The 18081-nt window shown below is 70.7% G+C and carries 17 protein-coding genes; 7 read left to right on the top strand and 10 right to left on the bottom strand.

The genetic code is table 11. From position 1 onward, the window contains the following. Window positions 1–18 precede the first annotated feature (18 nt). The 7 genes from ACIRA5_RS20545 to ACIRA5_RS20515 form a co-directional block, all read right to left on the bottom strand. Window positions 19–1188 (bottom strand): acyl-CoA dehydrogenase family protein, encoded by a 1170-nt coding sequence (locus ACIRA5_RS20545; protein WP_403692570.1) that lies wholly within the window; start codon window positions 1186–1188, stop codon window positions 19–21. Then, window positions 1185–2177, bottom strand: a complete 993-nt coding sequence (locus ACIRA5_RS20540) for an acyl-CoA dehydrogenase family protein (RefSeq protein ID WP_403692568.1) — start codon at window positions 2175–2177, stop codon at window positions 1185–1187. Before ACIRA5_RS20540 ends, ACIRA5_RS20545 begins: the two co-directional genes overlap by 4 nt. A 2-nt stretch (window positions 2178–2179) precedes the next feature. After that, a complete protein-coding gene (locus ACIRA5_RS20535) occupies window positions 2180–2980 on the bottom strand; it encodes an enoyl-CoA hydratase/isomerase family protein (protein ID WP_403692566.1) in 801 nt (266 codons plus the stop codon). A gap of 107 nt (window positions 2981–3087) precedes the next feature. After that, window positions 3088–3846: a FadR/GntR family transcriptional regulator gene (locus tag ACIRA5_RS20530; RefSeq protein ID WP_403692563.1), complete on the bottom strand. Its 759-nt coding sequence runs from the start codon at window positions 3844–3846 to the stop codon at window positions 3088–3090. A 90-nt stretch (window positions 3847–3936) separates the two neighbouring features. Then, window positions 3937–4704, bottom strand: a complete 768-nt coding sequence (locus ACIRA5_RS20525) for an SDR family NAD(P)-dependent oxidoreductase (RefSeq protein ID WP_403692561.1) — start codon at window positions 4702–4704, stop codon at window positions 3937–3939. Continuing rightward, window positions 4704–5870, bottom strand: a complete 1167-nt coding sequence (locus ACIRA5_RS20520) for an acyl-CoA dehydrogenase family protein (protein ID WP_403692560.1) — start codon at window positions 5868–5870, stop codon at window positions 4704–4706. The genes ACIRA5_RS20525 and ACIRA5_RS20520 overlap by 1 nt, the downstream gene beginning before the upstream one ends. Before the next feature lie 126 nt (window positions 5871–5996). After that, complete coding sequence (locus tag ACIRA5_RS20515; protein WP_403692559.1) at window positions 5997–6539, bottom strand: hypothetical protein; 543 nt, start codon at window positions 6537–6539, stop codon at window positions 5997–5999. Window positions 6540–6679: 140 nt separating this feature from the next. On the opposite strand from ACIRA5_RS20515, the gene ACIRA5_RS20510 reads away from it, so the two are divergent. Together ACIRA5_RS20510 and ACIRA5_RS20505 are read left to right on the top strand one after the other, a co-directional pair. Continuing rightward, window positions 6680–7252: a YbhB/YbcL family Raf kinase inhibitor-like protein gene (locus tag ACIRA5_RS20510; RefSeq protein WP_403692558.1), complete on the top strand. Its 573-nt coding sequence runs from the start codon at window positions 6680–6682 to the stop codon at window positions 7250–7252. 253 nt (window positions 7253–7505) lie between these two features. Next, window positions 7506–8156, top strand: coding sequence for a DUF4360 domain-containing protein (locus ACIRA5_RS20505; RefSeq protein WP_403692556.1), 651 nt, complete (start codon window positions 7506–7508; stop codon window positions 8154–8156). 110 nt (window positions 8157–8266) lie between these two features. Here ACIRA5_RS20505 and ACIRA5_RS20500 read toward each other — a convergent pair whose 3' ends face one another. After that, window positions 8267–8473 carry a hypothetical protein gene (locus ACIRA5_RS20500; protein WP_095856636.1) on the bottom strand — a complete coding sequence of 69 codons (207 nt, stop codon included), beginning with the start codon at window positions 8471–8473 and terminating at the stop codon, window positions 8267–8269. Between the two features lie 196 nt (window positions 8474–8669). On the opposite strand from ACIRA5_RS20500, the gene ACIRA5_RS20495 reads away from it, so the two are divergent. Then, entirely contained in the window at window positions 8670–8903 is a 234-nt protein-coding gene (locus ACIRA5_RS20495; protein ID WP_403692554.1) for a chaplin, read from the top strand. Window positions 8904–9803: 900 nt separating this feature from the next. Here the strand turns inward: ACIRA5_RS20495 and ACIRA5_RS20490 are convergent. Together ACIRA5_RS20490 and ACIRA5_RS20485 are read right to left on the bottom strand one after the other, a co-directional pair. Further along, complete coding sequence (locus ACIRA5_RS20490; protein WP_403692551.1) at window positions 9804–11333, bottom strand: M81 family metallopeptidase; 1530 nt, start codon at window positions 11331–11333, stop codon at window positions 9804–9806. After that, entirely contained in the window at window positions 11330–12568 is a 1239-nt protein-coding gene (locus ACIRA5_RS20485) for an ROK family protein (protein ID WP_403692550.1), read from the bottom strand. The genes ACIRA5_RS20490 and ACIRA5_RS20485 overlap by 4 nt, the downstream gene beginning before the upstream one ends. A gap of 193 nt (window positions 12569–12761) precedes the next feature. Between ACIRA5_RS20485 and ACIRA5_RS20480 the strand changes: the two genes are divergently transcribed. From ACIRA5_RS20480 to nikE, 4 genes are read left to right on the top strand one after another with little or no spacing between them, the layout of a single operon-like run. Then, complete coding sequence (locus ACIRA5_RS20480; protein ID WP_403692549.1) at window positions 12762–14555, top strand: peptide ABC transporter substrate-binding protein; 1794 nt, start codon at window positions 12762–12764, stop codon at window positions 14553–14555. A 4-nt stretch (window positions 14556–14559) separates the two neighbouring features. Continuing rightward, the gene (locus tag ACIRA5_RS20475; RefSeq protein ID WP_403692547.1) at window positions 14560–15519 is read left to right on the top strand and encodes an ABC transporter permease; all 960 of its coding nucleotides are present in this window, start codon (window positions 14560–14562) and stop codon (window positions 15517–15519) included. Beyond that, window positions 15516–16397 carry an ABC transporter permease gene (locus ACIRA5_RS20470; RefSeq protein WP_403692545.1) on the top strand — a complete coding sequence of 294 codons (882 nt, stop codon included), beginning with the start codon at window positions 15516–15518 and terminating at the stop codon, window positions 16395–16397. The genes ACIRA5_RS20475 and ACIRA5_RS20470 overlap by 4 nt, the downstream gene beginning before the upstream one ends. After that, complete coding sequence (gene nikE / locus ACIRA5_RS20465) at window positions 16394–18058, top strand: nickel ABC transporter ATP-binding protein NikE (RefSeq protein WP_403692543.1); 1665 nt, start codon at window positions 16394–16396, stop codon at window positions 18056–18058. Before ACIRA5_RS20470 ends, nikE begins: the two co-directional genes overlap by 4 nt. Window positions 18059–18081 lie beyond the last annotated feature (23 nt).

The raw sequence follows: 18081 nt of genomic DNA, 5'->3' as shown, positions 1-18081 counted from the left end.
AATCCCGCGATCCGGGCCCTAGTCGCTGGACGGCAGACCCAGGACCCGTTTCGCGATGATGTTGCGCTGGATCTGCGATGTTCCGCCGTACACGGACGCGGCTCTGGAATAGAGGTAGTCCCCGAACAGCTCGCTCGCTCCTGCCCGCTCCTCGCCTTCTTCCTCCCCGCCCCGGAGTTGCTCTGCGGGGAAGACCTTGAGCGCCGTCTCGTAGAGCCGCTGCTCGGCCCTGGTCATCAGAAGCTTGTCGATGGACGACTCCGGTCCTGCGAGCTGTCCGCCCAGCCGCTCGGCGGTACGGCGCCGGGCGTGCGCCACCAGGACCTCGTAGTCCACGAAGCACCGGCCGATCTCGGACAGCAGCCCGTCCGGAAGGTCTCCCCGGCGCTCCCGGGCGGTGCGCCGCAGCCGTTCGACGAGCAGCCCGTACTTCGAGAGGTGGCCGGTGTCCAGGGCGTTGCGCTCGTACGACACCGTCGTCATGGCCAGCGGCCAGCCGTCGCCCTCGGCGCCGATGCGCTCGCAGCGGGCGATGCGTACGTCGTCGAGGAACAGCTCGCAGAACTCGTCGTCACCGTTCGCCGCCCTCAGTGGCCGTACCGTCACTCCCGGCCGGTCCAGCGGCAGGGCGAACGCCGAGATCGACCGGTGCGCGGGCGCCGACCGGTCGGTCCTTGCGAGCAGCAGGCACAGACCGGAGTACTGCGCGTAGCTGGTCCAGAGCTTCTGCCCCCGTACGGTGTAGTGGTCCTCGTGCCGGGTCGCGACCGTGCTCATCCCCGCGAGGTCCGATCCGGCTCCCGGCTCGCTGAAGCCCTGACACCACACGTCGTCACCGGCGAGCATGCGCGGCAGCCAGCGCCCGCGCTGCTCCTCGGAGCCGAACTCCAGGAGCGCGTGGGCGAGATAGCCGATCCGCGGGACCCCGGGGGCGTGACAGGCGCCGAGTTCATCGCTGATGGCGACCTGGTGCAGCGCGCTCAGGCCCTGGCCGCCGTACTGGACGGGAACGTCGAGGCCCACCCAGCCGCCCGAGTACAGCAGGCGGTGCCAGCGGTGGAGGAAGACCGGGACCGGCTCGTCCGGGAGGCGTTCGGGCAGCGGGTGGTCGGCCAGCCAGGCACGGAACCGACGGCGGAGCCGGTCGAGGTCCGCGGGGTCGCCGAAGTCCAGGGGCGTGTCGGTCATCGGGTCAGCTCCGGCTGGGCCAGCGTCGTCAGGAGATCGGCCGTCGTCGCCAGCGTCATGGCGCCCAGCCGGACCTTGCGGAGGTACAGGTGCGCGATGTGCTCCCAGGTCTGGGCGATACCGCCGAAGACCTGCATGCCCGCGTACACCGCGTCGAGGGCCGACACGTTCACCTCGGCCTTGGCGACGCGCGCGGCCGTCAGGGCCCTCGCGGGCGACTCGTTGTCCAGGCACCACGCGGCGTACCGGGTGGCACTGGTGCAGGCCTCGACGAGGACCGTCGCGTCGGCGAGCAGATGCTGGACCGCCTGGAACGAGCCGACCTGCCGCCCGTACTGACGGCGCTCCCGGGCGTACTCCACGCTCAGCCGGACGAACGACCCGGCCGCGCCGACGAGTTCACTGCTGACCATGACGAGCGCGTAGGCCTGCCAGTGCCGGTACTCCTGTGCGTCGAGTCGGCCGAGGACCCGTGCGGGCGACTCGGACGACACCGAGCGGATGCCGCGCAGGAGGTCGATGCCCGGTGCGGTCGCGCCGAGTTCGAGGGCGGTCACCGTTCCGTCGGGTGTGACGCACAGCGCGCTGTCCGCTCCCTCGCAGTCCCAGGCGAGGAGTCGGGACGGGGAGGAGCCCGCAGCGGAGTCCGGGAAGCACAGGTCGTGGGCGAGGGCGATCGTCGGTGTCCCGCCGTGTACCGAGGGCTCGGCCCGCTCGAGGAGTCGCAGCAGTTCCGGGGCGAGGAGCACGGTGCCGACCAGCGAGGTGGTCAGCGGCTGCCGACCGTGTTCCTCGGCGAGCAGGGCGCACTCCTGGACGGTGGCGGCCGGGGGCGAGGAGCGGCGCAGTTCGGCGAGACCCAGTTCGCCCAGCGCCTCCTGCGCGGCGGTGCGCGCGGTCGGCTTCACCTCGTCGGCCGAGCCGGTCCGAAACCGTGCGGCGAACGTGTGGAACATGTCCCGTACGAGCAGGAACTCCTCGGCCTCCACCGTCAGTCCTCCTCGGCCTCGGTCGGCCGTCGCCGGGCGCGGGACGCCAGCTCCTCGACGATCCGGATGTGGTCCGGGCTGGTCATGGTCGCCCGCTCGGCCATCAGCGCCGCCTCCATGCCGCCGCGGGACACCTGCTCGACCACCACGGCGAGGGCCATCTTGGTGGCGCGCAGCGCCTCGGCCGGCTGGGCCGCCAGCCGCCGGGCCAGCGCGAGGGCCTCCTTCTGAAGGTCCTCGGGGGCAACGGTGCGGTTCGCCAAGCCCAGTTCGACCGCCGTGGCGGCCGGAATGCGGTCGCCGGTGAAGAGGTACTCCTTCGCGCGGAGCAGGCTGGTGAGCAGGGGCCAGAGGGTCACCCCGCCGTCGCCCGCCACCAGGCCGACCGAGACATGGGGGTCGGCGAGGTAGGCGTCCTGCGCCATCAGGACCAGGTCGCAGCCCAGCGCCAGGCTGCAACCCAGCCCGACCGCGGGGCCGTTGACCGCCGCGACGACGGGCAGCGGGAAGCGGATCATCGCCGTCTGGATGCTGCGGTCGAGCCTGATCGACCGCTCGCGCAGCTCCGGATCGCTGTGGTGGCGCCGCAGGTGGTCGAAGTCGCCGCCCGCGCTGAACGCCCGGCCCGCGCCGGTGAGGACGACGGCCCGTGCGCCGGGATCGTCCGCGAGCTCCCGCCAGACGTCGGCCAGTCGGCGGTGGAGCTCCTCGGACACGCCGTTCAGCCGCTCGGGCCTGTTGAGCGTGACGATACGGATGTCGCCGTCCGCTTCGACGGTGATGACGGAGCTGACCTCGCCCATGGGGACCCCATCTCCAGTGTCTCAGTCGCCCCAACCTCAGATGATATTAAAGGTCAGACCGAATGGCCGTCAATGATCCGGGGAGGCCGGCCTTGAGCTCGCGGGAGTCAGTCCTCCGTGGGCCCGGACAGTTCCACCTGGCCCCGCCGGTCCACGCGTGCGGCCGCGTCGGCGAATCCGCACACATGGCGTGCCATGCGCCGCATCGCCGCAGGCCCGTCCTGGTCGCGGATCGCGTCGGTGATCTTCGCGTGCGCGCGGGCGGTGATCGAGCGGATCTCGGCGTCCATGAACTGTTCGAGGTTCGTGGCGGCGTAGATCGACTGCGAGAGCGCGCTCATGAACCCGATCAGGAGTTCGTTGTCGCTGGCCCTGGCCACCGCGCTGTGCCAGTCGATGTTCGCCCGCAGGAAGCGCGGGATGTCGTCCCCGGCCTCGACGAGATCCCGCTGGGCCGCGTCCATTTCGGCGAGGTCGCGGTCGGTGCGGCGCGCCGCCGCCAGCGCGGCGCACGTGGGCTCGATCGCCTCCCGCGTCTCGTGCAGCGCCTCCAGCCGGATCCGCTGCCCCCGGATGACCAACTGCACGGTACTTGCGAGCGATTCACGGCCCGGCCGGTGCACGAAGGCGCCGCCGCCGCGGCCCGGCCTGATCTGGAGCAGCTTCTCCACCTCGAGGATCCGCAGCGCCTCCCGTACCGTGGCGCGGCTCAGCCCCGTCTGCTCGACGAGTTGACGCTCCGGCGGCAGCGCCATGCCCTCGGTGAACTCGCCGGAGAGAATGCGCTCGCGTACCTCTGACGCCAGGACGTCCGATGCCTTCGGAACCGTCAGGGCGTCGAAGCGCGGGTGAGACCTACCGGGCATGTACGTACTCCTGGGACCGATGCCACTGCTTTGGTTGAACCATTCAGCATAGTACGGATGCTCATGGCCACCACGAGCCGCGGCCACGGGTCACATGACCATGCCGCCGTCGACGGGCAGCACCTGCCCGGTGACGAAGGAGGCGGCGTCCGAGGCGAGAAAGACGAAGCTGCCGACGATCTCCTCGGGCTCGGCCCAGCGTCCCAGCGGGATCCGGGCGAGCATCGCGTCCGCGAACTTCTTGTCGGTGCGGATCGTCTCCGTCATCGGTGTCGCGGCCAGCGGCGCCAGTGCGTTGACCTTGATCTGCTTGCGTGCCAGTTCACGCGCCAGGGACTTCGTCAGGCCGATGATGCCCGCCTTGGCCGCGGAGTAGTTCACCTGGCCGAGGGTGCCGACGATGCCGGCCGACGAAGTGACGTTGATGATCCGGCCCGTGCCGTCGGTGGGCAGGTACGGCAGCGCGGCCTGCGCGCAGTGGAAGGCGCCCATCAGGTGGATGTCGACGATCCGGCGGAACGCCTCCTCCTGGAGGTTCTCGAACATGTCCGGCGCGATGATTCCGGCGTTGTTGACGAGGATGTGCAGCTTCCCGCCGGTCAGCGCCGCCGCCCGGGCCGCCGCGGCGTCGGCGGACGCGCGGTCCCGTACGTCCAGTACGGCGCTGTCCGCCCGCTCGCCGGCCGCGGAGATCTTCTCGGCGACCGCCGCGGCCGCCGCCCCGTCGACGTCGGTGACGAGGACCGCCGCCCCGGCGTGCGCGAGCGCCTGGGCGACCGCGGAACCGATGCCCCCCGCGGCGCCGGTGACCAGGGCCGATCGCCCGCTGAGATCGAACAGACCGGTGTTGTCGGCCATCAATAGCTCCTCGGCATTCCCAGAGTGTGCGATCCCAGATAGTTCAGGATCATTTCCTGACTGATCGGCGCGATCTTCATCAGACGGGCCTCGCGGAAATAGCGGGCCACGTTGTATTCCTCGGAGTAGCCCATACCGCCGTGGGTCTGCAGGGCCCGGTCGGCGGCGGTGAACCCGGCGTCCGCGCAGAGGTACTTGGCGGTGTTCGCCTCACGCCCGCAGGGCCGGCCGTTGTCGTAGAGCCAGGTCGCCTTGCGCAGGATCAACTCGGCCGCGTCGAGCCGGGCGAGCGAGTCCGCGAGCGGGAACTGGATGGCCTGGTTCATGCCGATCGGCCTGCCGAACACCACGCGCTCGTTGCCGTAGCTCACGGCCTTCTCCAGCGCCACCCTGCCGATTCCGAGTGCTTCGGCGGCGATCAGCATGCGCTCCGGATTGAGTCCGTCGAGGAGGTAGCGGAACCCCTGGCCCTCCTCGCCCACCCGGTCCTCGACCGGGACGCGCAAGTCGTCGATGAACAACTCGTTCGAGGTCACGGCGTTGCGGCCCATCTTCGGGATGGGGCGGACGTCGATCCTGTCGCGGTCCAGGTCGGTGAGGAACAGTGTCATTCCGTCGGTCCGCTTGGCGACCTCGCCGACCTTCGTGGTGCGGGTCAGCAGCAGGATCTTCTCGGACTCCACGGCTTTGGAGATCCACACCTTGCGGCCGTTGACGACGTAGTGGTCGCCGTCCCGCCGGGCGAAGGTCGTGATGCTCGTCGTGTCCAGGCCGGCCTCGGGCTCGGTCACCCCGAAACAGACGTGGAGATCGCCGGTGACGACACGGGGAAGCGTGCGCCGCTTGAGTTCCTCGGAACCGTGCACCACCACGGGCTGCATTCCGAAGATCGACATATGGATCGAGCTCGCGGCGTTCATCCCGCCGCCGGATCGCGCCACTTCCTCGAGCAGCAGCGTGGCCTCGGTGATGCCGAGACCGTGACCGCCGTACTCCTCCGGAATGGTGAGCCCCAGCCATCCACCGTGCGCGACGGCGGCGTAGAACTCCTCGGGAAACCGGTGGTCCCGGTCCCTCTCCATCCAGTACCGGTCGTCGAAGTCGCGCAGGAGCCCGACGACTGCCTTGCGGATGGTTTCCTGATCTTCGGTCAGCTCAAAGTCCACGATGTTGAACCCCTCCGCAGCTTTGATATCTGCGAAACATAACAAAGGTCAGACCGTAAGTACAGTATGGATACGTCGGTCCTCCGCGAGCGCGTGTGACCTGTTGTCGAGCGTGTGCGACCTGTTCTAGCGGTCCGCGGCCGGGTTGCCCTCGACCCACTGGATGAGGAGCTGGCGTACGTACGGGTTGCCGTCCTGCGCGGAGTGCGCCAGGCGCTCCGCGCTCGCGCGTGCCGCCCGCCAGGCCACCGGGGTGTCCTCGGTGTGCGCGGTGTCGGCGGCGGCCAGCGCGTCGGCCGCCAGGCCCCGCAGATCCTCGGCGAGGTCGTCGTGTGCCGCGGTCCGGTATGCCTCAAGACGCAGCGCCGTCAGTTCCTCGGCGGTGGGGGCGGGCCGCGCCGGAGGCTGGGCGTAGCCGCTGACCGCTATGACCACACAGAAGGTCGCCACGTCCCGGCGGCTCTCCCGCTGTCCCCGCGCGATGGCGGGCCCGAGCCAGGCGGCGGCCTTCCAGTGGGCCATGGTGGTGGCCGCGAGGAGGGAGGCGGTGAGCGCGGTAAGAGGAATCCAGCCACCGAGGAAGTAGCCGATCGGGCCGAGTACGAGGAGGCAGGCCCCGCTGAGCATCCAGATGCGACGGCGGCCGATTCTGAGGTGTCGGGGCTCCATGTCCTTCAGTGTCTCAGGGGCGCGCAGGGAGTGGTGAGGCGGCGCGGGATTCACGGAGCGCGCCGCCCAGTGCCGGGGGAGCGGAGCCGGTCGGCCGGGTTGCCCACCCGGGCCGTACGCGCGGCGCTAACGTGGCGGCCATGCGCCGTGGGAACTGGCTCGGAACCGTCGTGACGGCAGCCGTGGTGGCCCTCACCGCGGGGTGCGGGGGCGCCTCGGGGGCACCCGCCGCGTCCGCGGCACCGACACCGGGCGCCTCGGGGGCGATCTCGGTGACGAGCCCGGCGTTCGGGGACGGCGGCACCGTCCCACGCCGTTTCACCTGCGACGGTGCGAACGTGTCCCCGCCGCTGCGTCTCTCCGGTGTGCCGGGTGGCGCGGCCGAGTTGGTCGTGCTGGCCGAGGATCCGGACGCCGCGTCCGGCACCTTCGTGCACTGGATCATGTGGGGCGTCGACCCGCACGAGGCGACGCTGGGTGCGGGTGCCGTCCCGAAGGGGGCCGTGCAGGGCCGCAACGGTTTCGGACAGCGCCGCTACGGCGGTCCCTGCCCGCCCGCCGGCACACCTCACCACTACGTCTTCTCGGTCCTCGCCGCCGACGTGCGGCTGCACCTTCCCGGGGACGCCACCGTCGACGCCGTACGGCGCGCGCTGGCCGGGCACACCGTGGGCTCCGGCACCCTCGTCGGGCGCTACGGACGTACGGGCTGAATGGCCGGAGATCGCCCTGCCCAAGCGTGACGGGCGTACATACGATGCGGTCGATCCCGGCCTTCACAGCTCCTTCACAGGGCGGGGTCGCATAGGCATGTATTTGACATGTCCATGCTTCAACGATCCGCGCTTGATCCAACGCACTGGTCTGCGACGGCGCCGCACGTCCGCGTGAGGCGCCGCACCCCCCAATTCACGGCGGCACACGTTCCGTGCCGCCGTAGACACCAACGCAACGGATTGGAGCACCATGGCTGGTGGGCTGCTTCTGGGTGGCGCGATAGCCGCCCTGTTCGCCACCGCACTACCGGGTCCGGACCCGTCCTCCGGGATCGTCGACCCGCCCCCGGACAAGATCGTCATCAAGGTCGCCACCGTGAACGGCTCCGGCTGCCCGCAGGGAACCGCCGCCGTCGCGGTCTCCCCGGACAACACGGCTTTCACGGTCACCTACAGCGACTACCTCGCCCAGGTCGGAGGCAACGCCGACCCCACCGCCTTCCGCAAGAACTGTCAGCTCAACCTGATCGTCCATGTTCCGCAGGGCTTCACGTACGCCATCGCCAGCGCGGACTACCGCGGCTTCGCCGCACTCCAGTCGGGCGCGAGCAGCACCGAGAAGGCCTCGTACTACTTCCAGGGCTCGTCGAGCACGGCGGCCATCACCCACCCCTTCCGCGGCCCCTACAACGACAACTGGCAGTCCACGGACGTCACCGACTGGGCCCAACTGGTGTGGGCGCCCTGCGGTGTCCAGCGGAACTTCAACATCAACACCGAGCTGCGCGTCAACGCGGGCACGTCCACGCCCGGCAGCAGCAGTTTCATGACCATGGACTCCACGGACGGTGACATCAGCACCATCTACCACCTCGCCTGGAAGGAGTGCCCCGCCTCCTGACCTCCCACTCCGTCCGCGTGACCTTGACCGGCTCCGCCGCATCGGAGCCGGTCAAGTGGAGCCGGCGAACTGGGTGGCCGGGTAGTCGGGTACTCGGGTAGCCGGGCGCGCTAGGGAAGCAGGCGTTCGATGGCTGTGGGTCCGTCCTCCCGCAGCCTGCGCTCGGCCCAGGCGAGGTTCTTCGGACTGAGGTCGCGACCCGCGGCGAGCACCATGTCCTCGGCGGTCACGGGGCCTTCGGAGCCGGTGTGCAGCAGCGTGTCGGGGGTCGCCCTGTCGTCGGACGGTGAGGACGAATCGGGCTGGCTTGTTGGCATGATCTCTCCCTCTTCCACCTGACCTGTTCTCACGCTACGGGCATTCCGCACACCCCGCGCGACACGCCCCGTGCGGAGGCCGTTCGGGGGAGGTTCGGGGTGCCCGCGCCCCATTCGGACGTACAACGATGTCGGTCGTCGGCCGCGGAGGTGATGGTGGAACCACTCGCACCCCCGCGACTGATCGGAGCCTGTAATGCGTATTCGTCTGATGGCCGCCGCCGGGCTGGCAGGCGTGGCCCTGCTCGCCACCGCCGGGACCGCCGCCGCCGACCCCGACCCGATCGGTGTCGCCGCGAACAGTCCTGGTCTCCTGTCCGGCAACGTCATCCAGATCCCCGTCGACCTCGGCCTCAACCTCTGCGGCGACACCATCGACCTGGTGGGTCTGCTGAACCCGGCCGCGGCCAGCACCTGCACGAACGACTGAACCGGCTGACCGCCGAGCCGCGCCGGGCAGGTCTTCCCCTGCCCGGCGGACGGCCCCGATTTCCCCGGCCACGGTTTCCTGGCGGACCGCGACCGGCTCGGGCGGGCGGTCTTGTGCGCTGGCGGACGATCACCGGCGTCGGCGCACGGTCCCGTCCTGGCGGACGGCTACCGGTGCTGGCGGATGGTTGCCTGCGGTGGCGAACCTCTGCCGGACGTGGTGGACGGCCACCGGATCGGGCGGACGGCCACCGGCTTCGGGTCGCCGGTGCTGGCGGACGGCCACTGATCCCGGCGGAGGGGGATCTGCCCCGGCGGACTGCCATTGGTGTCGGCGGGCCGCTGCTAACGGCGTCGGTTTTGGCGAACCGCCGCCGCACGTCGCTTGTCGGCCATCGGTTGTGGCGGACGATCACCGGCGTCGGCGCACGATGGCCGGTCCTGGCGGACAGCTACCGATCTGGCGAACCGCTGCCGGACATGGCGGACGGCCACCGGCTTCGGCGCCGGGTTGCCCGTCCTGGCGGACGGCCACTGATCCCGGCGGAGGGGGATCTGCCTCGGCGGGGTGTCGGCGGGCCATTGCCCGTGCCGGCGGATGGCCATCGATCCCGGGGGCGGCCACCCGCCTGGAGGGCGGACCCCCGACCCAGCGGGCCGTCATCGATCTCGGCGGGCCGCCAGCCGTTCCGGCAGGTGGTCGTTGGTCGCACGGTGGGCCGCCACCCGCGGACAGCCACTGGTTCCGGCGTAGCGCTGCCAGGCCCGGGGATCTGCCGTCCGAGCCAGGGACCCGTGCCTCCGACCCGGCAGTCTGCCCCCGATCCGGCGGGGTGCCGCTCATACCGGCGGGGTGCCGGTCGTACCGACGGGCGGTTCTGGATGTCGGGCGCTCGGTGGGTTACTCGTCCGTTGCGTCCAGCGGCTCGTTCGACGGGGGGATGATGCGGGCCGTGAGGTCCGGGTCGGGCATGTGTGGGTCGAAGGGGTACATGGGGCGGAGGATGCGGTGGTGGCCCAAGCGGACGAGGTCCTGGTCGACGCCGCCCGGGGTCAGCGCCATCTTCCAGCCGGCGGACATGGCGAACAGTTCCGGTTCCAGATAGCCGATCTTGACCACGACGACGTCGGCGCCGCGCGGGTCGAGCGCCAGGCCGGTGAAGTCGTGCTCGTAGTGGTACGGCTTACGGAGCCGCGTGATGATCACGTACACGCTTCCGACCCGCAGGACGACCTCCGTCCCGGCGTCCCGGACCCCGTGCCGGACCGCGTGGACCACCCCGGTCATGGTGAGCGGCCCGGCGTGCCGGTCGTCCACCTCGGCACCGGCCGTGACCGTGACCGTCGCGCCGACGCCCGCCTTCTCCGCGGTCGCGACGGCGGCCGGCCCCGGCACGGACGCGTAGATGACCCTCGGCCCGGACGGTTCCTTGAACTCCGGCCGGGAGAGGACGCGTTCGAGCCCCCACGTGACATCGCCCGCGCCGCCCGCCGTCGGATTGTCGCCGGTGTCGCTGATGAAGAACGGCCGGGCGTCGGGGGAGGAGGCCAGCGCCTCGGCGAGGCACTCGTCCAGTGACCCGGTCGGCGCGACGAACGCGAACGCGCCCCGCGCCTCCCAGAATCCGCGCGCCAGCCGCTCGGCGCCCCGCGCGACGGCGGCCTCGGACGGCCCGGTGACCACGACCGCGGCGCGGTTGCGCGGCTCGTCCGCCCACGCGTACCCGACCCAGATCGCGGCGTCGGTCACACCGTCCGTCGCCTCCACCTCGTCGATGGCCGCGTACACGCTCCTGGCGGGCTCGATGCGCGTCGAGGTCTGCTCACCGGCCAGCAGCACGGGCACCGGGATCCAGGCCTTGACCGGCCGGGGCGCACCGGTGGCGAGCAGATCCACGAGATGACGGGCGGCCCGCTCCTTCGTCTCCATGTGGTCCTCGTGCGGAGCCATCCGGTAGCAGGTGATGAGGTCGCTCATGTGCGCGAGCTCGCGCGAGACGTTGCCGTGCAGGTCCATGGAGGTGGACACGATGACGTCGGCTCCGACGGTCTCGCGGATCCGCGCGAGCAGGACGGCCTCGGCGTCGTCGACGCCCTCCACCGTCATGGCGCCGTGGATGTCGTACCAGAGCCCGTCGAGGCGCGGCAGCTCCCCGAGCCGCCGCAGGAGCTCCGCGGAGAGCTCCGCGAACGCGGCCGCGGTCACCGTACCCCCGGGCAGCGACTTGCCGACGAGCGCGCCGCGCCAGGAGGCCGCGTCACGCAGGGGCGTCCCGGGCGCGAGGAAGGGATAGCGCGTGAGGACGTCCTCGCCGCGCTGCGGGTGGAAGGCGGGTGCCTCGGTCCGCGCCGGTGAGAACGTCGATGACTCGATGCCGAGTCCGGCGATGGCGATGACGGGCCGGGCGACGGCGGTACGGGGGTGCGTCATGGCTCCTCGATTCGTATGCGCTGGTCGGTATGGGGTCCCGTTCCTGCTCCCGCTCCGGTCACGGCCTGGAGTGCGTGGACCAGCGCCCGTTGGAGCGCGAACTGGCCCGCGCCGACCAGCCCCGCGTCCGCGCCGAGGCTCGCCCGCTCGATCACCAGATGCTTGGTCACCAGCGGATGGCACCCCTCGTACAGCTGACTGCGGACGGCGGCGACGAACGGTTCGAGCGTGGAGAGGATGCCGCCGAGGTACACGGCGTCCGGGTTGAAGAAGTTGACGTTGGCGGCCAGCACCATGCCGAGGTAGCGGCCGGCCTGACGGACGGCGCGGGTCGCCTCCGGGTCGGCGTCGGACGCGAACCGGACGACGTCCTCGATCGAGTCGACGTCGAGCCCCCGCTCACGCAGGACGCGCACCAGTGCCGCGCCCGACGCGACGGTCTCCAGGCACCCGGTGTTGCCGCAGGAGCAGGGGATGTCGTGGCCCGCCTCGACCCGTACGTGGGTGATCTCGCCGGCGGCGCCGGTCCCGCCCCGGTAGAGCCGTCCGTCGGCGATGACGCCCGCGCCGATCGCGGAGCCCATCTTCACCATGATCGACTGGCGACGCTCGGCCGGCTGGACACTGTGCTCGCCGACGGCCATGCAGTTGGCGTCGTTCTCGATCGCCGCCGGAACGCCGAAGCGGTCCTCGAGCCAGGCCCGGACGGGGAACCGGTTCCAGCCGGGCATGCGCGACGGCAGTGTCACCACTCCGGAGGCGACATCGACCGGCCCCGGCAGCGAGAGGCCGACCCCCTTGAGCAGCTCCCGCCCATGCCGCTCGGCGAGGCCCTCCAGTGTCTCGGCGAGCCCGGGCAGCGCGGCTTCGGGCCCCTGCGCCGTCGGGAACGGCACCGTCGACACGTCCGTGAGCCCGCCGCCCGGCAGCACGACACCGACGTGGGCGTGTCTGCCCCCGAGTTCGGCCGCGACCGCGAACCCGTCGCTGCCGCCGAGCCGCAGGACCTTGCGCGGACGGCCTCCCGTGGAGGAGCGCGTGCCCTGCTCCGCCACCAGCCCATGGGCAACGAGTTGACCGACCGTCAGGGAGATCGTCGAGGGCGCGGCCCCGAGCAGACCGGCGAGTTCGGTGCGCGTGGTCGCCTGCCCGGAGGCGAGCAGTTCGAGGACGCGCTCGGCCAGGGACGAGACGCCCGTGGCACCCCTGCGGTGTACCGCACTTTTTTCAGGCATGGACGACGTAACCTCCGACGACGGGCTCGGGTTGCCGAGCGTACGTCCCTGAAGCCGCCTCTCCACTTTTTTCAGAACAGCAGAAACAGGCTTTTTACAGCAGGGCGTCTGTTTCTTCGAACAGTCGGGTCGTTGACTGGCTGCGCCACGCCCGTTGCCCCTCTTTCCACCCCTGTTCACCCCGAGGAGAGTCATGTCCCCTGCTCGCGCGACACTCGTCGCCGGTGCCGTCGTCTCGGCGGGCACGCTGCTGCTCGCGGGCTGCTCCGGGACGAGCGGCACGTCGTCCACGTCCCCCGACTCCATCAACTACGCGCTGCCCGCGAACTTCACCCCGAACTGGATTCTGCCGATCGGCACGGCGGCGCACCTCAACACCAACAACATCTCCATCGCCAACAGCCTCTGGGAGCCGCTCGTCGCGTACGACGGCTCGACCGGCAAGATCGCCTGGAACAAGAACGGATCCATCGCCACCGCCGCCGACTTCGCCTCCGACGGCAAGAGCGTCACCCTCACACTCGGCGACCGCAGGTGGAGCGACGGCAAGCCGATCACCTCGCGCGACGTGGAGTTCTGGTTCAACCTCATCAAGGCGAACAAGGAACAGTGGGCGGGCTACAACCCTGGCAAGGCGCCGGACAACTGGACCTCGTTCAAGACCGTCGACGACCACCACTTCACGCTCACGTTCGACAAGGCCTACAACTCCGACTGGATGCTCGCCAATGAGCTGAGCGCGATCAACCCGCTCCCACAGCACGCATGGGACAAGACGGCCGCATCGTCCGCGGTGGCGGACGCCGATCGGACGGCCGCCGGCGCCAAGCAGGTGTGGACCTACCTCAACACGGCCGCGAAGAACATCTCCGGCTACGAGAAGGACGCGCTGTGGAAGACCATCAGCGGTCCCTACGCGGTCAAGTCCTTCTCGACCGCGGGCAAGGTCGTGCTCACCGCCAACAAGAAGTACGACGGCGGTGAGAAGCCGGACATCGCCACCGTGAACCTCCTCCCGTTCACGACGGCGGACGCCGAGAAGAACGCACTGCGCTCCGGGAGCGTCGACTACGGCTACATCGAGGCGACCGACCTCGACCAGAAGGACCGGTTCACCGCCCAGGGGTACACGGTCAAGCCCTGGTCGGGCTGGGCGATCACCTACATGCCGTACAACTTCAACAACCCCTCCATGGGCGCCGTGTTCAAGCAGCTGTACGCCCGACAGGCGGTCCAGCGGTCGATCGACCAGAGCAGCCTGGCGAAGGTCATCTTCAACGGCACCGCGGTCCCCGGCTACGGCCCGATCCCGCAGGCGCAGTCGAGCGACTTCCTCTCGCCCACGCAGAAGGGCAATCCGTACCCCTTCTCGACCTCGGCCGCCAAGTCCCTGCTGACCGGCCACGGCTGGACCGAACAGGGCGGAGTCATGGTGTGCACGGACGCGGGCCCAGGTGCCGCGCAGTGCGGTGACGGGGTCGCCAAGGGCACCAGGTTCCAGATGCAGGTGCTGTCGCAGTCCGGCTCGACCGTCACCGACAACATGATGAGCGCTGTCCAGTCCTCGCTGGAGAAGACCGGGATCAAGTTCACGATCAAGACCGCTCCCGTGAACTCGGTGCTGTCCCAGACCCCGCCGTGCAGCGCGGGCCAGTCGGTCTGCACGTGGCAGCTGTCGTTCTTCGGCACGGCAGGCAGCTGGTACTTCAGCGCCTTCCCGACCGGCGACTCGCTCTTCCAGAGCAAGGGCGGCTCGAACTTCGGCAGCTACTCCAACCCGGAGATCGACCGGCTGATCACCGCCTCCACCACGTCGAACTCCGCGCAGTCCGTACGGGACTACAGCGCGGCGGTCGCCAAGGACCTCCCGGTCATCTGGCTGCCGGAGCCCGACTACCAGATCTCCGTCCTCAAGAACGGCCTCGGCGGCTTCTCACAGGACTCACTCGCCAACTTCCACCCGGCTCAGTGGAAGTGGAACCGCTGACCGCATGGACACCCTCCTCTACCTGACCCGGCGCGTCCTGCAGTCCCTCGCGGTGATCGTCATCGTGACGGTGGTGGTCTTCTGCCTGCTGCACGCGCTGCCCGGCGGACCCGCACGCGGGATCCTCGGCCCGCAGGCGACGGCCCAGCAGATCGCGCAGTTCGACCACGAGCAGGGCCTCGACCGCTCGCTCCCCGTCCAGTACCTCTACTACCTGCGCACTCTGCTGCACGGCGACCTCGGCACCTCGTACACCCTGAACGAGGCGGTCTCCCGGCTCATCGAACAGCGCCTCCCGAAGACCCTGGTCCTCACCGTGCTGTCCGCGCTGGCCGGGCTCGCGCTCGCGATCCCGCTCGGCATGTGGCAGGCGGTCCGGCGCAACAAGCCGGTGGACTACGTCATCACGACGCTGAGCTTCGTCGCGTACGCGACCCCCGTGTACTTCCTCGGGCTCGTCCTGGTCCTGGTCTTCACGCAGTTGCTGCCCTGGTTCCCCTCGCAGGCGCCGCAGGGCGACACGCTCGGGCAGGTACTCTCCCAGCCGAACGCACTGGTCCTGCCAGTTGTCGCGGGAGCCGCGTCCATGGTCGCCGTCTTCAGCCGGTACATGCGCGCCGCGACCCTGGAGAACCTCTCCGAGGACTACGTACGCACCGCGCGGGCCGGCGGCTCCCGGCCCCGCGCGATCCTGTGGCGGCACGTGTTCCGCAACTCGCTGACCCCTGTCGTCGCGATGCTCGGCTACTACGTGCCCGTCCTCTTCGGCGGCGCCCTCGTCGTCGAGCAGCTCTTCAACTACCCGGGGATGGGGCTGCTGTTCTGGAGCGCCGCGCAGTCCTCCGACTACCCGGTGCTGCTCGGCTGCGTCCTCGTCATCTCCGTCGCGACGGTCGTCGGCACCCTGCTCGCGGACATCGTCCAGCGGATCGTCGATCCCCGAGTGAAGGCGGGCCGGTCATGAGCGCCGTATTGCCGGTGACACCCACCGTGGAGGCGGCCGCAGGCTATCGCCTCGCCCTGCGCCGGTTCACGCACAACAGGCTCGCGGTCACGGGTCTGGCGGTCGTCGTCCTCTTCCTGCTCTTCTGCTTCGCCGGCCCGCTGCTCCACTCTACCGACCAGACCCACACCCATCTGACCCAGGTGAACCTGGCGCCGGGCGGCGCGCACCTGCTCGGCACCGACGCGGTCGGACACGACGAGCTGGGGCGGCTCATGTACGGCGGCAAGGTGTCGCTGCTCGTCGGCCTCGCCTCCGGCCTGCTCGCGACCGTCATCGGCACGCTCTGGGGCGCGGTCGCGGGCTACGCGGGCGGCTGGATCGACGCGGTGATGATGCGGGTCGTGGACGCCGGAATCGCCATCCCGGCGCTCTTCATCCTCCTCGTCGTCTCCGCCATCACCACCCCGGACACCTGGGGGCTCGTCGTCATCCTCGGTCTGGTCTCCTGGCTGGTCCCCTCCCGTCTCGTCCGGGCCGAGACGCTCACCCTGAAGGGCCGGGACTACGTGCTGACACTGCGCGCCATCGGCGGCACGCACGGCCGGGCGATCGGCCGGCACATCCTGCCGAACTCCGTCTCGACGGTCGTGGTCGCCGCGACCTTCCAGGTCGCCGACGCGATCCTCCTCGTCGCCTACGTGTCCTATCTCGGCCTGGGCGTCCAACCTCCGTCGACCGACTGGGGCGGCATGCTCTCGGCCGGTCTGACGGCCGCGTACTCGGGACGCTGGTGGCTCATCGTGCCGCCCGGCCTCGCCATCATCCTCGTCGTCTGCGCCTTCAACGCCGTCGGCGACGGACTGCGCGACGCCTTCGACGTGAGGGGGCGCGGATGACCGCCGACATCCTGCGGATCGAGAACCTGGGGGTCACCTTCGCCACGGAGACGGGTGAAGTGGCCGCGGTACGAGAGGTCTCGCTGCGGGTCCGGCCCGGTGAGACGCTCGCCCTCGTCGGCGAGTCGGGCTCCGGCAAGTCGACCGTCGCGCTCGCCGCGATGGGGCTGCTGCCGGGCACCGCCCGCGCCACGGGTCACGCCGTCGTCGGTGGCACCGACATCATCGGTGCCACCGAGGCCGACCTCGCGGGTCTACGGGGTCGCACCGCGTCGATGGTGTTCCAGGAACCCGCGACCGCGCTCGACCCGCTCACCCGGATCGGCGCCCAGATCGCCGAAGTCATCCGCAACCACCGTCCCGTCACGGCCAAGGAGGCAGCCGGGGAGGCGGTCGAACTCCTGCGCCGCGTCGGCATCCCGGATCCGGGGACACGGGCGTCCGCGTTCCCGTTCCAGCTCTCCGGGGGACAGCGGCAACGCGTGGTCATCGCCATGGCGATCGCCAACGCGCCGAGCCTGCTCATCGCCGACGAACCGACCACCGCGCTCGACGTGACCGTGCAGGCCGAGATCCTTGATCTGCTGCGGTCGCTCGCCGCCGACTTCGGCACGGGGGTGCTGCTGGTCACGCACAACATGGGAGTGGTCGCCGACTTCGCGGACCGCGTCGCCGTCATGTTCCAGGGGGAGATCGTGGAGACGGGGCCGGTGGAGGAGGTGCTCCTGCGGCCCACGCACGAGTACACCAAGCGCCTGCTCGGGGCGGTGCCGCGGCTGGCCGTCGCCGAGCCGGGGGCCGACTCCCGGCGTACCGAAGGGGACCGGCCCGCCGCGGACCCGGTGGTCGAACTGCGGGACGTGAGCGTGCGGTTCGGCCGTGGGCGCCGCGCCGTCCGGGCACTCGACGGCGTCTCGCTGACGGTCGGGGCCGGTGAGACCGTGGGTCTGGTGGGGGAGTCGGGCTCGGGCAAGTCGACCGCGGCGCGCGTCGCGCTGGGCCTCGTCCCCTCGTCGTCCGGCTCGGTGTCGCTGTTCGGCGCCGACCTCGGCAGGACCCGGGGGCGGGCGCGGCGCGCCCTGCTGGCCGGCGTCGGCGTGGTCCTGCAGGACCCGGTGGCCTCGCTCGACGCCCGGATGAGCGTGGCGGAGTGCGTCGCCGAGCCGCTGCGCGTGCACCGCCGGGGCATGCCGGCGGCCGAGCGCCGGACCCGGGTCGGGGACGCACTCGAACTTGTGCGTCTGCCGAGGGAGTTGGCCCATCGCGGTCCGCGCGAGTTGTCCGGTGGCCAGCGGCAGCGGGTGAGTCTCGCCCGGGCCCTGGTCCTCGAGCCGCGGCTGCTGGTCGCGGACGAACCGACGAGCGCGCTCGACGTGAGTGTGCAGCAGTCGGTCCTCGAGGTGATCGCGGGGCTCCAGGGCGAGCTGGGGTTCGCCTGTCTGTTCGTGTCCCACGACCTCGCCGTCGTACAGCAATTCGCCCAGCACGTGGTCGTCCTGCGGGCCGGGCGCATCGAGGAGGAGGGCAGTACCGCGACCACGCTCCTGCACCCGCGCACGGACTACACGCGTCGGCTCATCGCCGCCGTGCCCGTGCCCGACCCGGTGCTGCAACGCCGTCGGCGCGCGGAACGGCGGGCCGCCACGGGGGTCACGGCGTGACCGTATCCGGGAGCCGCCCCCCG

The sequence above is a fragment of the Streptomyces sp. NPDC096311 genome (assembly GCF_044763085.1).
Lineage (GTDB): Bacteria > Actinomycetota > Actinomycetes > Streptomycetales > Streptomycetaceae > Streptomyces.
The sequence above is the reverse complement of the archived record's forward strand: the minus strand, read 5'-3'. Positions and strand labels throughout refer to the sequence as shown.